Annotated in this window: 15 protein-coding genes and 1 tRNA gene; 7 read left to right on the top strand and 9 right to left on the bottom strand. The window is 63.3% G+C overall.

The features are described from left to right. Positions 1 to 9 precede the first annotated feature (9 nt). Entirely contained in the window at positions 10 to 1194 is a 1185-nt protein-coding gene (locus FJ980_RS10535; RefSeq protein WP_140542832.1) for a pyridoxal phosphate-dependent aminotransferase, read from the top strand. Positions 1195 to 1409: 215 nt separating this feature from the next. Next, complete coding sequence (locus tag FJ980_RS10530) at positions 1410 to 1754, top strand: SHOCT domain-containing protein (RefSeq protein ID WP_210243737.1); 345 nt, start codon at positions 1410 to 1412, stop codon at positions 1752 to 1754. A gap of 46 nt (positions 1755 to 1800) precedes the next feature. On the opposite strand, the gene FJ980_RS10525 is transcribed toward FJ980_RS10530, so the two are convergent. The 3 genes from FJ980_RS10525 to FJ980_RS10515 all read right to left on the bottom strand — a co-directional run bounded on the left by FJ980_RS10525 (position 1801) and on the right by FJ980_RS10515 (position 4584). Continuing rightward, positions 1801 to 2562, bottom strand: a complete 762-nt coding sequence (locus FJ980_RS10525) for an SDR family oxidoreductase (RefSeq protein ID WP_140542831.1) — start codon at positions 2560 to 2562, stop codon at positions 1801 to 1803. Between the two features lie 237 nt (positions 2563 to 2799). Further along, on the bottom strand, positions 2800 to 3531 hold the full coding sequence (locus tag FJ980_RS10520) for a tellurite resistance TerB family protein (protein ID WP_140542830.1): 732 nt from the start codon (positions 3529 to 3531) through the stop codon (positions 2800 to 2802). Between the two features lie 123 nt (positions 3532 to 3654). Beyond that, complete coding sequence (locus FJ980_RS10515; RefSeq protein ID WP_181181168.1) at positions 3655 to 4584, bottom strand: rhodanese-related sulfurtransferase; 930 nt, start codon at positions 4582 to 4584, stop codon at positions 3655 to 3657. A 258-nt stretch (positions 4585 to 4842) separates the two neighbouring features. On the opposite strand from FJ980_RS10515, the gene FJ980_RS10510 reads away from it, so the two are divergent. Beyond that, entirely contained in the window at positions 4843 to 5481 is a 639-nt protein-coding gene (locus tag FJ980_RS10510) for a 2-dehydro-3-deoxy-phosphogluconate aldolase (protein ID WP_140542829.1), read from the top strand. 9 nt (positions 5482 to 5490) lie between these two features. Here the strand turns inward: FJ980_RS10510 and FJ980_RS10505 are convergent, their stop codons facing one another. Beyond that, positions 5491 to 6240, bottom strand: coding sequence for an SDR family oxidoreductase (locus tag FJ980_RS10505; RefSeq protein WP_140542828.1), 750 nt, complete (start codon positions 6238 to 6240; stop codon positions 5491 to 5493). Between the two features lie 164 nt (positions 6241 to 6404). On the opposite strand from FJ980_RS10505, the gene FJ980_RS10500 reads away from it, so the two are divergent. Further along, positions 6405 to 7298 (top strand): AraC family transcriptional regulator, encoded by an 894-nt coding sequence (locus FJ980_RS10500; RefSeq protein ID WP_140542827.1) that lies wholly within the window; start codon positions 6405 to 6407, stop codon positions 7296 to 7298. A gap of 221 nt (positions 7299 to 7519) precedes the next feature. Here the strand turns inward: FJ980_RS10500 and FJ980_RS10495 are convergent, their stop codons facing one another. From FJ980_RS10495 to FJ980_RS10475, 5 genes are all read right to left on the bottom strand, one after another. Further along, positions 7520 to 8623 carry a macro domain-containing protein gene (locus FJ980_RS10495; protein WP_140542826.1) on the bottom strand — a complete coding sequence of 368 codons (1104 nt, stop codon included), beginning with the start codon at positions 8621 to 8623 and terminating at the stop codon, positions 7520 to 7522. Positions 8624 to 8633: 10 nt separating this feature from the next. Further along, positions 8634 to 9281, bottom strand: a complete 648-nt coding sequence (locus tag FJ980_RS10490) for a DUF4433 domain-containing protein (protein WP_140542825.1) — start codon at positions 9279 to 9281, stop codon at positions 8634 to 8636. Positions 9282 to 9487: 206 nt separating this feature from the next. Continuing rightward, positions 9488 to 9562, bottom strand: a tRNA-Lys gene (locus FJ980_RS10485). Positions 9563 to 9618: 56 nt separating this feature from the next. Then, a complete protein-coding gene (locus FJ980_RS10480) occupies positions 9619 to 11481 on the bottom strand; it encodes a DUF882 domain-containing protein (protein ID WP_140542824.1) in 1863 nt (620 codons plus the stop codon). Between the two features lie 379 nt (positions 11482 to 11860). Beyond that, positions 11861 to 13408 carry a sigma-54 dependent transcriptional regulator gene (locus FJ980_RS10475; protein ID WP_140542823.1) on the bottom strand — a complete coding sequence of 516 codons (1548 nt, stop codon included), beginning with the start codon at positions 13406 to 13408 and terminating at the stop codon, positions 11861 to 11863. A 157-nt stretch (positions 13409 to 13565) separates the two neighbouring features. Here FJ980_RS10475 and FJ980_RS10470 point away from each other — a divergent pair, with 157 nt between their 5' ends. The 3 genes from FJ980_RS10470 to FJ980_RS10460 form a co-directional block, all read left to right on the top strand. Beyond that, entirely contained in the window at positions 13566 to 15404 is a 1839-nt protein-coding gene (locus FJ980_RS10470) for a M3 family oligoendopeptidase (RefSeq protein WP_181181167.1), read from the top strand. 354 nt (positions 15405 to 15758) lie between these two features. Then, positions 15759 to 16436, top strand: a complete 678-nt coding sequence (locus FJ980_RS10465; RefSeq protein ID WP_140542822.1) for a proton-conducting membrane transporter — start codon at positions 15759 to 15761, stop codon at positions 16434 to 16436. A gap of 388 nt (positions 16437 to 16824) precedes the next feature. Beyond that, on the top strand, positions 16825 to 17555 hold a 731-nt coding region (locus FJ980_RS10460), incomplete at its 3' end, for a chorismate-binding protein (RefSeq protein ID WP_181181166.1).

Raw genomic sequence — 17555 nt, 5'->3', positions numbered from 1 at the left:
ACGGGAAAAATGCTCCACACGATCGCGGCCTTCGACCGTCTCGGCGAGGAAAATGCCTTCGCGGTGCTGGCGAGGGCTACCGCGCTTGCCCATCAGGGTCGCGATATCGTCAATCTCGGCATCGGCCAGCCCGACTTCAAGACGCCGCAGCACATCGTCGAGGCGGCGATCAAGGCGCTGCGCGACGGCCACCATGGCTACACGCCGGCAAACGGCCTCTTGGCCACCCGCGAGGCGGTTGTGCGCCGGACGCTGACCACAACCGGCGTCGAGGTGTCGCCCGAGAACGTGATGATCCTGCCCGGCGGCAAGCCGACCATGTTCGCCGCGATCCTGATGTTCGGCGAGACCGGCACCGAGATCCTCTATCCCGATCCCGGCTTTCCGATCTACCGCTCGATGATCGAGTTCACCGGCGCGACGCCGGTGCCGGTGCCGATCCGCGAGGAAAACGGCTTTGCCTTCTCGGCCGACGAGACGCTGGCGCTGATCACGCCCAGGACCAGGCTGCTGATCCTCAACTCGCCCGCCAATCCGACCGGCGGCGTCACCCCGCGGGCCGAGATCGAGAAGCTGGTCAAGGGCCTGGAGAAGCACCCTGAGGTCGCGATCATGTCCGACGAGATCTACGACGTCATGACCTATGATGGCGAGACCCACTGCTCGCTACTCAACTTCCCCGAGATCCGCGACCGGCTGATCGTGCTCAACGGCTGGTCGAAGACCTGGGCGATGACCGGCTGGCGCATGGGCTGGTCGATCTGGCCGAACGGCGACAAGGGTGCGCATCTCTACGACAAGGTTCGCAAGCTGGCGGTGAACTGCTGGTCCTGCGTCAACGCGCCGAGCCAGTATGCCGGCATCGCCGCGATCGACGGCCCGCAGGACGACGTCGAAAAGATGATGCGCGCCTTCGACAACCGCAGGAAGATCGTGGTCGAAGGGCTGAACGCGCTGCCGGGCATTTCCTGCATCACGCCGAAGGGCGCCTTCTATGCCTTCCCCAATGTCTCGAAGACCGGCTGGAAGGCCAAGAAGCTTGCCTCGGCGCTACTCGAGGATGCCGGCGTGGCGCTCATCGGCGGCCCCGATTTCGGCGTGCTCGGCGAAGGCTATATCCGGCTTTCCTACGCCAATTCCGAGGAGAACATCCTGCGCGCGCTGGAGCGGATCGAGGCGTTTTTGGCAAAGTGAGCTCGGTTCCCTCGGTCGGCGATGTTCCCCTCTGGTGAGTGGCTCGCCCCGAGCCACCATTATTGCATCCTTGCGGCCGGCCGGAGTCCGCCGGCATGGTCTTTGCAAACATCGTCACCGCATGATGACCGGGCGCAGGCAGGTGTTTGATCCAGCGCAAGGTGCCGGACTGCCCCACGTCGTAGGATTACGCATGCAACGTCAGGACAGACCCCATGCGCAAAGGCTTGATGAAATCGGCGGCCGCAATCAGCGGCGTCTTGGCCCTTGTCCCCGGGGCCGCGTGTGCACAGGCATTGGATGCCGACAGATATGCCTATGGTCCTGGGATGATGTGGTGGGGCGGAGGTTGGGCGATGATTTTCGGTCCGTTGTTCATGATCCTCTTTTTCGTCGTCCTTGTGGGTGCCGTCACCCGCTGGCAGTGGGGGCCGGGCGCGGTGCCACCTCATCAGACGTCGCCGGGTCGCACGCCTCTCGACATTCTCAAGGAGCGCTTTGCGCGCGGCGAGATCGACAAGAACGAGTTCGAGGAACGCCGCCGAGTGCTCGGCGACTAAAGCAATTCCAGGAAAAGTGCGAGCGGTTAGGCTCGGCGCCGCCGACTCACCCGCGCCCGACAAACGGCATCTTCGTCGCCATCACCGTCATGAACAACACATTGGCGTCGAGCGGCAGGCTGGCCATGTGCAGCACCGCGTCGGCGACGCGCTGCACATCCATCACCGCTTCGGCGGCGATCGAGCCATTGGCCTGCGGCACGCCCACCGTCATCGGCTGCGCCATCTCGGTCAGCGCATTGCCGATGTCGATCTGGCCGCAGGCGATGTCGAAGGGCCGGCCGTCAAGCGCCAGCGTCTTGGTGAGCCCGGTGATCGCGTGCTTGGTCGCCGTATAGGGCGCTGAGCCCGGGCGCGGCGTATAGGCAGACACCGAGCCGTTGTTGATGATGCGGCCGCCCATCGGCTTCTGCCGGCGCATGGCGCCGAAGGCTGCGCGAGCACACAGGAACGATCCCGTCAGGTTGACGCCGACGACGTCGTTCCAGACCTCGACCGGGATCTCGTCAATCAGTGTCGACTTGTAGCCCATGCCGGCATTGTTGAAGAGCAGGTCGACGCGGCCGAAGCCTTCGAGCACGGTCTCGAACATGTCGTCGACTTCCTCGGCCTTGCTGATGTCGCAGGCGATGGCCAATGCCTTGGCCTGCGTCTTGCCCGCATCAGCGATCGCCTCTTCCAGCAGCGTCTTGCGGCGGCCGCAGAACACCGTGTTCCAGCCTGCCTTGAGCAGCGCCGTCGCGACGCTCTTGCCGATGCCGGTGCCGGCGCCGGTAACGATGGCGGTCTTCTTTGCAATGGCTGTCATCGCCGTCCTCCGGTCATGGATGGAAGACGTGGCATCGCAAATGGCAGGGATGATGGCAAGCCGCTGCTGGCAATAAAGAAAGGCCAACAAAAAGGGCGGCCATTGGCGACCGCCCCGATCTGAACCGCGCTTGGGAGGAGGAAAAGCCGGTCCGACTGATTAGAATGATGCGCTTGCTGGGTTAACGGAAGATTAACGACCGGCGAGGCGTCCCCGAGGGACGTTTACCAAGCCGAATCACCACGGTGAATTGGGCGCCGTTCCCGCCGGCACCTTGGCCGCCGAAACCGTCGCCTCGACATGATCGACCAGGGCGTCCGGCAGGCCGAGGCGGCCGGCGAGCAGGTCGAGATAACCGCGCTCGGTGCGCGTGTCGGGATCGATGGTAAGCCGCGAGGCGGTGTAGAGTTCGAGCTTCTGCGCATCGGTCTTGGCGCCGGCGACCAGCGTGTCGAGATCGAGCGGGCTTTCGAGCTCGGCAAGCAGGAACTTTTCCGCTTCGGCGCCGATGCCCGCGAGCTTCAGCTTGTCGGCGATCTTCTTGCGCTCGTCATCGTCGACATGGCCGTCGGCCTTCGCCGCCGAGATCATCGCCCTGACCAGCGTCAGCGTGAACTCGGCCTCGCCCTGCGGCGCCTGCGAGGGGTGGAAGGCCGTGTCGGCCGGCGGTGGTAACAGTTCCGGCTGGCCGGCTGCTGGTGCCGGCGCCGGCTCCTTGCCGGCCTTGTAGTTCTGATAAGCCTTGTAGGCGAGGCCTCCGATCGCAGCCAGGCCGCCGAGCTTGACGGCCGCGCCCGTCACCTGCCGGCCAGTGCCGGTGCCGAGCAGCACGGCTGCCAGCGCGCCGGCGGCGAGCGGATTGTCCTTTGCCATCTGCACCGCCTGCCCCGCCTTGTCGCGGACAGTCGAGCCGGTCCCGGGGATTTGCGAGCCGAGAAGGTCGTCGAGCAGCTTCTTGGGATCGAGCATCAATGCCTCCAGAATGGGCCCGGCCGAACGCGCCCGGGCAGGGTTTCGGACCGGCAAGAGGTAGGCCCCGTGCATCGACATTACAATGACGGGGGCAGCTTTTCGCTCGCAGAGCTGGCCGCTCTAATTGCCGATATGGCGCTTGCCGCCGCGCGCTTGCGCCAGCTCGACCTGGCGGTGGCGTTCGGCATAGCGCTCACGATCCTCGTCGGAGCGCGCTTCAAAGCAATGCGGGCATGAGACGCCGATTGCGTATTTCGGCGACAGCCGGTCCTCGACCGTCAGCGGATGCCGGCAGGCCCGGCAGAGCTCCGCCTCCCCCTCAACCAGACCATGCGAGACGGAGACCCGCTCGTCGAACACGAAACATTCGCCTTGCCAGAGGCTCTCTTCGGCCGGCACGTCCTCCAGATATTTCAGGATGCCGCCCTTGAGATGGAAGACGTCTTTGAGGCCGAGCGACTTCACATAAGCTGTCGCCTTCTCGCAGCGAATGCCGCCGGTGCAGAACATCGCCACTTTGCGGCCTTCGAGCTCTCCACGATGCTGCTCGACCCAGGCGGGGAACTCGCGGAAGCTGGTGGTCTTGGGATCGACCGCGCCCTGGAAAGTGCCGAGCGAGACTTCGTAGGCGTTGCGCGTGTCGATAACGAGCGTGTCGGGGTGGGAAATCAGCGCGTTCCAGTCGGCCGGCGCGACGTAGGTGCCGGCGCTCGCTGCCGGATCGACGTCCTCGACGCCCATGGTGACGATCTCGCGCTTCAGCCGCACCTTCATGCGGTGGAACGGCATTTCGGCGGCGGCGCTGTATTTGATTTCGAGACCGGTAAGGCCTTCGATGGCTTGCAGATGGTCGATCAGCGCGGCAATCGCGTCCTCGTTGCCGGCAACGGTGCCGTTGATGCCTTCATGCGCCAGAAGCAGCGTGCCCTTGATGCCGCGGCCGCAGCAGAAGGCGGCAAGCGGCGCGCGAAGGGCCTCGTATCCGCCGAGCCGCGCGAATTTATAGAGCGCGGCGACGCGGACTGGCTGAATTTCCATGGCTGTTGTCATGGTCATGCCATAGAGCAATTCCAGGAAAAGTGCGAAGCGGTTTTCCGTCCGGAATTGCGTGAAACAAAAAGATAGAGCGGTTTGCCGTTTCGATGAAACGGCGATCCGCTCTAGACCGTGCTGAAAGCGGTTTCAAGGCGAAGGAGGCTCAAAGGCCGGCGGCGATCCGTTGCGCGGCATCGCGACACGCCTGCCTTCGTGGACTTGGCATATCCCTTCTGCTAATCGGTTTAAAATGATCGAGATGGAGACCAGCAAATGACCAGCAAGACCGAAAAGCTCCTGTCGCTTCTCAACGGTCAACCGGTCATCCCGGTGCTGAAGATCGCCAATGTCGCGGACGCGGTGCCGCTCGCCCGTGCCTTGTCGCGCGGTGGCCTTCCGGCGATCGAGATCACGCTGCGGACCGCCGATGCGCTGGAAGCGATCCGCCGTGTGGCCGCCGAGGTCGAGGAAGCCTTGGTCGGCGCCGGCACCATTCTAGACGCGAAGCAGTTCGACGAAGCAGCCCGCGCTGGTTCGAAATTCATCGTCAGCCCCGGCATCACCGGCCAGCTTCTCGACGCGGCCAAGGACAGCCCCGTGCCGCTGCTGCCCGGCGCCATCACGCCCGGCGAGATCATGGCCGCGCGCGAAGCAGGCCTGCGCTTTCTGAAATTCTTCCCGGCCGAGCAGTCCGGCGGCATCGCTTCGCTGAAGGCTTTCGCCTCGCCTCTGGCGGACGTGAAATTCTGCCCGACCGGCGGCATCACCGCCAGGAATGCCGCCGACTATCTGAGCCTGCCCAACGTCATCTGCGTCGGCGGCTCGTGGGTCGCGCCCGACGATCTCATCAGGGCCGGCAAGTGGGACGAGATCGAAGCACTCGCACGCGAGGCGAGCAAGCTCGCCAATTAATCCGCCGGATCACCAGGGCAACGGGCCGTTCTCGTCGAAATAGCCGCCCGTCGGTCCGCCGGCCTCCAGCGTCGCCAGCCGCACGATGATCTCGGCCGCCTGCTGGACAGTGCGGTGCCCCCTGCCCCCGTTCAGGTCTGTCGCAGTGTAACCGGGAGCAGCGGCGTTGACCGCTATGCCGCGCGGCGAAAGTTCCCTGGCGAAGGCCACCGTGATGGCATTGAGCGCCGTCTTCGAGCTGCCATAACTCATGAGATTGGGCGACTGGCTGTCGCCGGACGCCCGCGCGATCGAGCCCATATAGCTGCTGACCATGACGACCCGGGCTGCGGGCGTTGCCAGGAGCAGCGGCAGAAACGCCTGCGTGACCCGAACCGGGCCGAAGACGTTGACGTCATAGGTGGCTTTCATGTCATCGACACTCTCGCGGCTCGGCGGCCGCTCATAGCGGCCGTCCGGGCCGAGCGCCTCGACATAGCCGGGTGCAATGCCTGCATTGTTGACCAGCACCTCCAAGGCAGGCGCCCGCGCCGCGACTGTCTTGACCGCGGCCGCCACGCTATCGTTGCTGGTAACGTCGAGTTCGAGCCACTCGACGTCGAACCCTTCGCCGCGCAGCGCCTGCGCCACTGCCTCGCCGCGCTCGGCGTCGCGAGCACCGAGCCAAACCTTGAATCCCATGGCGGCCAGCCGACGGGCGGTCTCAAGCCCGATACCTTTGTTGGCGCCAGTCACCAGCGCGTTCTTTTGCGTCGTCATTCCAGGTCTCCTTCTTGGCGACTTAGACAATGGCATCAACCGACCTGCTTCGCGCGCCGGATCCTCGCGTCCTCTTGCCTAATCCTCTCAGGTGCGCGTCTTCGCGTCACCAGGTGCCGCGTCACATGGTTGCGCGGCCTGCATGGATCGCACATGCTGCAACGATGAACGAAGCGCTGCACGAATTGATCGTGATCGCCGGCCGCCATGCGCGCGGACGGCGGACGAAGACCGCTATCCCGCGCGTAACGATCGGCCGCAGCGAAGTCCCGACGCCGCCGATGCCCGAACTCTGTCAGCCGACCACGCTCTTTGTCCTGCAGGGAACCAAAACGGTCCTGATCGGCGACCGCACGCTTGCTTACGGCGCCGGCAGCTATTTCGTCTACGCGGTCGAGACACCCGCCACCAGCCAGCTGCTCGAGGCGAGCGTCGCGCAGCCTTATATGGCCGTCGCATTGTCACTCAATACCGAGCTGATCGCAGGCCTGCTCATCGACCACAAGCCAGCGATCGACGGCGATAGTTTCGTGACCAATCAAGTCGACGACTTGCTGCTCGACGCGTGGCGCCGGATGCTGCGGCTGCTCGACACGCCGGCCGAGATTCCTGTTCTGGCGCCGATGCTCGAACGCGAGATCGCGTTCCGGCTTTTGCAAGGCCCGCAGGGCGAAAAGCTGCGCCAGCTCGCGCGCGCCGACGGCCGCCTTTCGCAAATCCGCCGCGCCACCGCCTGGATCCGGGCGCATTACAACGAGCCTATCGATGTGACGCAACTGGCCGAGCTGTCACATATGAGCAATGCCGCCTTTCATCGCCATTTCAAGGCGGCGACGGCGATGAGCCCGATCCAGTATCAGAAGCAGCTTCGTCTATTGGAGGCGCGCCATCTGCTGATCGCCCGACCGGGCAGCGCGGCGCATGTCGCCTTCACCGTCGGATACGAAAGCGCCTCCCAGTTCAGCCGCGAATATGCGCGTCAGTTTGGATTGCCGCCCGCGCGCGACGCCGCGCGACTTCTGGCCAAGGGCGAAGCGGCTGCGCTGGAAGTCGACTGAGCATAAAAACCCGGCCGGGTTGCACCGACCGGGATTAGTTTTGCTACGCAACTATCTGCAGATGGCGTGACCAACGCGGGCGGCGACGTGAAAAGGCACCGAGATTCGCAACAAGGTTCGGTGCCAGAAATTGCGGCAACCGGGAATGGATGAGCGCTCAGCTCTTTCATCCGACCGGAGAGCACACTATCCGATACCGCTGCTCGTTGGCGGTTAGTAGCTTACTTCGATAAACTAGACCCCGCTTTCGGATCGGAGATACTCCGGGGTGCGGTCAACGGAGGCATTTTGGCATTTAGCCAGCCGCGCTCAATCAACGTCCGATACGCCAGCTTGATCTCTTCGGATGCGAATTGGCGTTTCCGCTCGCTCCATCCATATACCGCATCGCGCACTTCCCTGAAGTTACTTGCTCCCTCGCGTTGCGAAACCCAATAGACCGTTGCCAGAAGTTCCATCCCATAAGGCGTTTCAAAACCATCGATCAGCCTGGCAACACGATCAAATCGCTGCTTGGTCGCAGATTCACCGAGCACCACGCGCTCAGCTTCTTCATAGGCGCCTGGTATGATGCTCAGCGCTTTCCTAGGATCGTCGCCTCCATCACCATACCCGGCAATTAGATGGCCTTCCATTTCGTGCAAGACGTGCCGGAGGTTCTCCGCATAGGGCCCATAAGGTGCCTTGCGGAACACTAGGCGGAGGGGCTGTCCAGTTTCCTGCATGAAGAACAAAAGCTTATGAGCCTCAAGCAGCGTTACGAAGGGATCCATAAGTCCGTTTAGATATCGCTGTAGGAGAACTACTAACGCGGCCCGTCCTTCCGTCATCTTGGGAACCGGGCGGTTGCGAGCTAACGCTGCGGAATCAGGGGCACCCGCCGGCTCGTAGATAATCGCCTGGACGTCAGGTAGTTGGGCAACTGCTTCCACGATCAGCGGGCGAACATCAGACCAACGCAGGCCACCTAATCCAGAGCCAAGTGGCGGGATTGCGACCGACCTAATCTTAAGGGAGCGCAAGACATCGACGAAATCGATTAAGCCGCTTTTGATGTCTTCGATGCGGCTTTTCCCTCTCCAGTGGCGTTTCGTCGGGAAGTTGATAACGAAACGCGGAGATAGACGTCCAGTCTCGAAAACGAACATTCGGCCGGGTCTAACAAGTCCACGGTTACACGCGGCTTCGTAGGCCTTAAAGTTGTCCGGGTAGGCATTTTTGAACTGAAGGGCGATGCCGCGGCCCATCACCCCCACGCAATTGACGGTGTTCACCAATGCGTCGACGTCTGCGTCGAGGATATTGCCGGTGCGGAATTCGACCATTCTCCCCTCCTCAGTAGTACCAGTTCGTCTCTATAGCTACTGTTGGCTTGTGCGCAGCTTGTGCGATCGCATTCGTCACAGCGTTGAATGTGGCCAGATTCTGTACTCCAATTCGATCCACCAAATGCCAGGGAAATTTCTTATACACTAGGAATTCCGCCTGTTTGGCGTCCCTGACCTCAGGTTCCTGCCAATATTTGGCACCAATGTGACTCCAATCGAGCTGACTGAGCTTGCTGGGGTCATTCCAAAAACTGGAATAGACCGCCCCGGCATTGGACCCGCTGAAAGCCCAGCTACGTTTGGCCCTGTCCAACGCCGCTATGACTTTGTTCAAGTCACACTGGAGATGGACAATCGGCCCCTGGCCGCCCTTGTAAGTTAGCTCAGGGTTGTTGGCCTTGTGGATGACGTAGAGCATCACTGACCGTGGGCAAAAATAAAAGGGCACGAAATCGCCGACCGTAGCGTTCGAATAGCACTTGACGGGAAGTTCCAGACGCCTGGCCTTTATGGACCCCATGCCGATCGTAGTGCCAGGCAACTTGAGCTTAATGATCTCAGAATCGCTCAGAAGCCCACCGCTTTTGGTGATCGACGCTAACCGATCGACGTTCACGATGTGATAGATTTTTGGGTTTGTAGGAGGTTTCGCCATCGGCGCTTTATCACTGAGCGGGTCGAACTCTTCGTGAAATTGTGAATCCCGATAGTCGCAGGAACGCGCGCGAAATCAACTAAGCACGCAGGCGCTCTAAGTTTGGTGCGCATTCCCGCCATCGCGTCTCCTGTTCGCAACGGAGGCGTTATCAGCTAATTACTGGACAGCCCGACGACGCGCGTATGCTAAGTGATTGAAATTTATGGTTCCCGCTCATAGACTCGAACCACGATTCACGCCTTCAAAAGGGCGCTGTCCTACCATCAGACGAAGCGGGAAGACAAAAGCCGCACTGGCGGGTCAACGCGGCTTTTCGGCGGCCACGCTGGCTCGCCTATTTCGTCTGGAAGCGCGCGACCGAGAGGAACTTCACCGCGTTGCCCGTGAACCGGCTTGCGTCCGGCACTCCGCCATCCGCCTGGAAGCCGGCCGTATACACTTCGCTCGGCGGCGTATGCACGATGTTGTAGGCATAGCGCGGCGCTGTCGTCGGGTCGGATACCGCGGCAATGTTGACGCCGCTGCCTAACGCCCAGCGCGCGGCTTGCGGCGGCGTCGCCACCACCATGGCCTTGGGCCCGGGCTTCAGATCGTGGGCAGACGCCCTGGCTTCCTTGGCCGTCGTCTTCACGCCGGCGCCAATCGCCTGCGCCGGATCGGCCCCGGCCGGGAGCGCGGCAATGGCCTGGCGCGGCGAGGCCGCATCGACGCCCGACGGATCGTTGAACGCGGAGCGCGGCTCCGGCTCGGTCAGCGACGCAAGCTGGTATTCGGCGCCGCCGACGCCATCGGCCCCGACGGTGGCATTGGCCTGTTCGAGAACGGCTTTGATCTCGTCCTGCTTGCCGGGCTGCGGCCGCGCGGTCGGCAGCACGGAGAACGCGTCGGTCGCGCTCTTGTCCTGCGAAGCGGTTTCGGCCAGCGCCAGAAGCACGTTCTTGTCCTTCGGCGCCAGTTCGGCCGGCATCGAGCGGTCGGGACGCCAGGTCGGCAGCGGGATGTTGTTGACCGCTACCTGCGCCGGGTCGGCGCTCGCGGCCTCGGCGGCACTGGCCGTGCCGAACGGAACCTTGCCGGGCACGGGCGCCTGCGCCGTCGAAACCGCCTGCTCCGTCGTCGCCGAGGCATCCGCCATGGCGAACGGCACGTTCTGCGGCGTCTGCTGGCCGACATCGATCTTCGGACGCGGCGCGAAGTCGGGCAGCGGGATTTCCTTGGGCGGCAGGGCAGCGATGATCGTCTCCGGCGTATCCTGCTGCGGCTGCTGCTGCTCGTCGGCGCTGTCATCCGCGATCTGCGGGATGCTGGCGCGCTTGGCATCCTTCGGCGCGACGATCGCGATGCCCGGAGGATTGCTGTCGCGTGCCGTGGCGGCGCTCGCGACCTGAACCTGCTTCACGGCTTTCCGCTGCGGCGCCGGGACACTTTCGTCGGCGGCGTCGTCGGCCTCGTCGGCACCGCCGCCGAACAAGGCCGCGAGCAGGCCGCCGGAGCGCTTGGTCGAGCCGCCGGCGCTGGCCAGTTCGATGTTCGGGGTGCCGGCTCCCTTGCGGGCCTGGTACGCTGCCACCGCTTGCTCATAGCCGGGCAGCGGGCGTCCGTCGCTCGGCACATGCAGCGTCTTGCCGTTGGGGAACAGGCTGACCAATTCCTGGCGGCTGATGCCCGGCCAATGGCGCACGTTGCCGACATCCATATGCACGAAGGGCGAACCGGAAGTCGGGTAATAGCCAACGCCGCCGCCCTGCATCTTAAGGCCGATGTTGCGCAGTTTCTTCAACGGCACGCCGGGGATGTAGAAATCCATCGCCTTGCCCAGCATGTGCTGGCTCTTCTCGGCGACGCCGCGGCTGCGCGAGCGCAACAGCGCGTTGGTCGACGGCGAGCGATAGCCGCAGACGACCTGGATATAGTCGGTCGCGCCGCTTTCGCGATAGGCTTCCCAGACGAGGTCGAGCAGCCGCGGGTCCATTTTGGTCGGCTCGTTGCGGCGCCAGTCGCGCAGGATGATGTTGATCTTGCGCAGGCCTTCGGGATCGTAGCGGCCATTGCGCTTGTAGACGATCTCGGCCTTCTCGTGGGTGTGCAGGTGATAAAGCTTGAGCGTACGAACCTCGGCCCGGGCGCCTGATGTCGCCGCGGACAGAAAACCGACGGCCAAAATCACGAACGTCAGCCACCTCGGCCAGACGCTCATGTGAAAATGCCGCCCGTTTTTATGTCGTTCGACTTCGTTCAAATCAAATGGCCTTGCAGGCTGCCGTTTGTCCCCGGATTTGACCAAACGGATGCGTCGTTTTCACATCCGAATATCGATCCTAATGGTTAATCATCGTTTATTGAAGCCGAAATGCGGTAACACCGTGGCGATATCCCGTCAAAAATGATGCACCGCATTTCGTGGTAAACCGCTGGTTTATATCAACAATCCGGCGTCGCCCAGAACACGATCTGTTACCGTTAGCGTTAATGCGTGATCCTCGGCAACGCCAACCGCTGAAAACCACGCGTTTTCAGGTCAAAAGCGACAATTTGACTCGGATTTTAGGCAGGCAAGCTGGTTCGAGCCTTGCCTGTCACGAGGCAAGCCGGTCGACGCGACCAGCTTCGGGATCAATGCCATATTCCTTCAACTTGCGGTAGAGCGTCGAGCGGCCGATGCCCAACCGGCGGGCGACTTCGCTCATCTGGCCATTGTAATGGTCGATCGCAAGCTTGATCATCTCGAGTTCGACGTCGGCCAGCGCCCGCACATTGCCGCGCTCATCGAGCGCACGGAGCGTTCCGAAACGCGGCTGCGGCCTGGCTGACGCCTCGCCGTCGGACAAGGCAGGCCCCATCATGTCGGCGACCTCATCCCCATGCAGGGTCGCATCCGCAACCGTATCGGTGATGATGGCGGACCCCGGTTCCGCCTCGAGATTGACCGTTCCTTCCACCTGCGCCCGGATCTGCGGGAATTCCTCCTCTGTCAGCACGTCGCCCTCGGCAAGCACCGACGCCCTGAAGACCGCATTCTCCAGCTGGCGGATGTTGCCCGGCCAGTCATAGGCCTGGAGCATCGCAAGCGCCGTGGCAGATATGCCGGCAAGGCGGCGGCGCGGATCGGTCGGAGCGACCTTTTCCATGAAATGCCGGACCAGGTAGGGAATGTCGTCGCGGCGGTCGCGCAGCGGCGGCACGAAGATCGGGTAGACGTTCAGCCGGTAGAACAGGTCCTCGCGGAACTTGCCGTCCTTGACCTGCTGCAGAAGGTTGCGATGCGTGGCCGAGATCAGCCTTATATCGACCTTGACGGTCGAGCGGCCGCCGACAGGATCGACCTCGCCTTCCTGCACGGCGCGCAAAAGCTTGACCTGAACGTCGAGCGGCAGGTCGCCGATCTCGTCGAGGAACAGCGTGCCCGAATGCGCCTCGACGAATTTGCCGGTGTGCTTTTCGGAGGCGCCGGTGAACGAGCCCTTCTCATGACCGAACAGGATCGATTCGACGAGATTGTCGGGGATAGCGCCGCAATTGACCGTGACGAAGGGCTTTGAGCGGCGGTCGCCGCTGCCCTGGATGGCGCGCGCCACCAGTTCCTTGCCGACGCCGGATTCGCCTTCGATCAGGATCGGGATGTTGGAGGCCGCCGCCTTCTGCCCGAGGCGTATCACACGGTCCATTGCCGGGCTGCGCGTGATCATGTCCTTGAAGGTGAGATGCCCGCCGCCGCGCCGCCGCGACACGCGCTTCATCTCGTCCTCGACGGCTTCTACCTTGAGCGCGTTGGAGATCGCGGTCTGCAGCCTGTCGGGCGACGCCGGCTTGACGACGAAGTCGAAGGCGCCGTGCCGCATCGCCGAGACGACGGTTTCGATGCCGCCCTGGGCGGTCTGCACGATGACGGGAATGTTGATGGCGCGCTCGCGCATCGCCTTCAGCACGCCGATGCCGTCGAGGCCGGGCATGACGAGGTCGAGAATGACGACGGAGACCTCGCGCGCGTTTGCCCCGTCGAGCACGTCGAGGCCGGCGGCGCCGCTGTCCGTGACGATCGCGGTGTGGCCGAACTTGGTCAACGCGGCCTCGACCAGCCTGCGCTGTACCGGATCGTCATCGACTATGAGTATGGAACCTGTCATGACTGTTTGAGTTGTCCGCCCGAGAAAATCCCATGGATCATCTTGGCACAGGGTTCTAAATAAGGTTTCAAAAAACCCGGTGAACGAATTCCTTAGGATTTGACCGGCTTCTCCTTTCCCTTTGATTCTGGCCCTTGGCTCAAAGAAGGTATTGTCGATGCGCATGATGTTTGGTCGGCGGCTTGCGGCCCCAGCGTCCGGCCAGGGCGCGGCGGAGCTTGGCGACCTGCCGGAGTGGAATCTCGCCGATCTCTATTCGGGCATGGAAGCGCCCGAGTTGAAGCGCGACATCGCCAAGGCGGCCAGCGACGCCATCGCCTTCGAAGCCCGCTGGAAGGGCACTTTGGCCACCGAGGCCGGGCGCGGCGGCGCCGGCCGGCTCGGCGAGGCGCTGAAAACCTATGAGGCGCTCGAGGAACTGATCGGCCGCATCGTCTCCTATGCCGGCCTCGTCTATGCCGGCAACACCGCCGATCCGCAGCGCGCCAAGCTCTATGGCGACGTCCAGGAAAAGATGACGGACGCCAGCGCCCATCTCCTGTTCTTCGCGCTCGAGCTGAACCTGATCGACGATGCGGCGATCGAGAACGCCTTGGCCGCCGACAAGGCCTTCGGCCACTACCGGCCTTGGGTGCTCGACCTCAGGAAGGACAAGCCCTACCAGCTCGAGGATCGCGTCGAGCAGTTGTTCCACGAAAAGTCGGTCACCGGGCGCGGCGCCTGGAACCGCCTGTTCGACGAGACGATGACCGACCTGCGTTTCGACGTCGATGGCGAGGAGCTGACGCTCGAGCCGGCGCTGAACCGACTGCAGGATGCCAATGGCGAGGTACGCCGCCGTGCCTCCGAGGCGCTCGCGGCGACCTTCCGCAAGAACCTGCGCACCTTCACCCTCATCACCAACACCTTAGCCAAGGACAAGGAAATCTCCGATCGCTGGCGCGGCTTCCAGGACATTGCCGACTCGCGCCACCTCGCCAACCGCGTCGAGCGCGACGTTGTCGACGCGCTGGCCGCGGCCGTGCGCGAGGCCTATCCGCGGCTGTCGCACCGCTACTACGCGATGAAGGCGCGCTGGCTCGGCATGGAAGTGATGAACCACTGGGACCGCAACGCGCCGTTGCCGGAGACGCCGCAGGCGGTGATCCGCTGGGACGACGCAAGGGACACGGTGCTTTCCGCCTACCAGCGCTTCTCGCCCGACATGGCCGAAATCGCCCGCGGCTTTTTTGATCGCAGATGGATCGACGCGCCGGTGCGGCCGGGCAAATCGCCCGGCGCGTTCGCGCATCCGACGGTGCCGTCGGCCCATCCTTATGTGCTGCTGAATTATATGGGCAAGCCGCGCGATGTGATGACGCTGGCGCATGAGCTCGGCCATGGCGTGCACCAGGTGCTGGCCGCGGGCCAGGGCGCGCTGATGGCCTCGACGCCGCTGACGCTGGCCGAGACCGCCTCCGTCTTCGGCGAGATGCTGACTTTCCGTTCGCTGCTCGAGCAGACCGCCGACCGCCGCGAGCGCAAGGCCATGCTCGCCCAGAAGGTCGAGGACATGATCAACACGGTCGTGCGCCAGATCGCCTTCTACGAGTTCGAGCGCAAGGTGCATGCCGAGCGCAAGAACGGCGAGCTGACCTCGGACAGGCTCGGCGAATTCTGGCTGGAGGTGCAGGCCGAGAGCCTGGGGCCGGCGATCAAGCTGCGCGAGGGCTACGAGGTCTTCTGGACCTACATCCCGCACTTCATCCACTCCCCTTTCTACGTCTATGCGTATGCCTTCGGCGATTGCCTGGTGAATTCGCTATACGCCGTCTACCAGAATGCCGAGCGCGGATTTCAGGAGAAGTATTTCGAGATGCTGCGCGCCGGCGGCACGAAGCATCATTCCGAGCTTCTGGCGCCCTTCGGCCTCGACGCCACCGATCCCGCTTTCTGGCAGATCGGCCTTGGCGTGATCGGTTCGCTGATCGACGAATTGGAGACGCTCGACAATTGACGACAGCAACGGCGCAGGGATCGACCGTAATAGTTTAGCCGGAACGCATATTAGCAGGATCTATTCTTACCCTAAATAGCTGTTCTTGAATAACTCTCCGGCGCATTTTTCAACTAGCTTTCGACAAGCCATATGATAGCGTCCGGCCTCAAGCTCAGCCGGACGCATCGCGCAGGCCAGAGATGGCTGGCCGCGCCGCCACGGCGAATGCGATGACGGCCGTCGGCTTCGGACAAGGCCAACGCCGATGGCTCGATTGAAGCCGGCGATTGCGCCGATCACGGAACCTTTGACGATCCCTGGCGTGAGCTCGCCTTTCCGGGCCTCGGCCGACAGATCGAACTGGAGAGGGAAATGAGCACTTTCTTTTACATGCTCCTGGCGTTCGTTGTGGGTGTCCTGGTCGGCTGGTTCATCTGGGGCCGTCTGCGCGGCGAGCTCGACAGCCTGCGTGGCGATCTCGACCGCACGCGAGGCGAGCGCGACAGGCTGCGCGCCGATAGCGATCGGTTGAAGGGCGAGCTCGACGCCAGCGGCCGTGCCCGCGCCGATCTCGAAAGCCGGCTGCGCGATACGCCTTCCGCCAAGGCCGGCGCCGACAAGGCCGCCACGCCGGCGCCGGCGGCGCTGATGTCGACGACGTCGGCGACGGCAAAGGCCAGGCCCACAAAGCCCGCCGCTGCAAAGAAGCCGGCCGCAATGAAGACTGCAGCGGCACCGAAGCCGGCGGCCAAGGCCGCCGCGCCGAAGAAGGCGGCAGCGCCCGCGGCAAAGAAAGCGGCAGCGCCGCAGGCCAAGTCCGGCAAGGCAGACAATCTGCGCCGCCTCATCGGCATCGGTCAGGGCGTCACCACCTACGCCCAGATCGCCGCCTGGACCGCCGCCGACGTCAAACGCATCGAGGAGGTGCTCAATTTCGACGGCCGCATCGCGCGCGAAAAATGGATCGAGCAGGCTAAGCTTCTCGCCGCCGGCGATGAAGCGGAGTTTGCCCGGCAGTTCCCAACAGCTGGAACCGCAAATAACACCTGAACATCGAGCCGGCATGGCAAACGCCGTCGATTGGCCAGAGACACCCGCCAATTCGTCATCCTATGGCGTAGCGAGGAGCGAAGCGACGCAGCGCAGACCATAGGATCCTGTCCGTGAAGTCGGGGCGTCGCCACGCTGCAGAATTCTGCTCCGCAGCACCCTACGATTAAAATCACGGAATGGATCCTCGGGTCTGCGCGTCCGCTTCGCTTCCGCTCCGCCCGTGGATGACGAAGTTCGAGGTTTCGCCAATCCTGCAAAATCCGTTACAGAAAAGCTTCGGCGCCAACGGGACGCCTTTGCGCCGCCCGACGCCGCTCTCTCGATTGCGCCTCGGCGAGCCCCCATATAGAGCGGTCGACGGCGCTTTTGTCCGCATCCGAGGCTCATGTCCCTGCCCGCAGCCATTTTCCGCAACGACGCAATCGCTCGTCAGCTGGTCTTCGATCGGCCGGATAAGATCATCGTCGCGCACAAGGCTGAAGAGTTCGGGCCTGCGCTTGAAAGGGCCCAGGCCGCCTCCGACTCCGGTAAATGGCTGGCGGGCTATCTTTCCTACGAAGCCGGTTACCTGCTCGAGCCGAAACTGGTGCCGCTGCTGCCCGAAGGCCGCCGCGCGCCGTTGGTCTGTCTTGGCGTCTTCGATGCGCCGGACGAGCAGGAGATCCCGCAGTCACGGGCGTCAGCAAGCAACGGCCCGATCTTCGATGCCCGCGCAGCCTGGTCCGCCGACGACTATGCAAACCGCTTCGCGCGCCTCCACAACCACATCCGCAAGGGCGATTGCTACCAGGGGAACCTCACCTTCCCGGTCCGTGCGCAGTGGTCCGGCGATCCGCTTGCGGCCTTCGACGCGCTGACGAAACGCCAGCCGGTGAAATATGGCGCACTGGTCTCGCTCGGCGATCCGATCGTCCTGTCGCGCTCGCCAGAACTGTTCTTCGAGATCGATGCCGACGGCATGATCGAGACGCATCCGATGAAGGGCACCGCGCCGCGCGGCGCGACCAAGGCCGAAGACGCCCGGCTGAAGGCCTTCCTGCGCAACGACGAGAAGAACCAGGCCGAGAACCGGATGATCGTCGACCTTTTGCGCAACGACATCTCGCTGATCAGCGA

This window comes from Mesorhizobium sp. B1-1-5, assembly GCF_006443065.1.
GTDB lineage: Bacteria > Pseudomonadota > Alphaproteobacteria > Rhizobiales > Rhizobiaceae > Mesorhizobium.
This window is presented reverse-complemented; position numbering and strand designations above follow the sequence as displayed.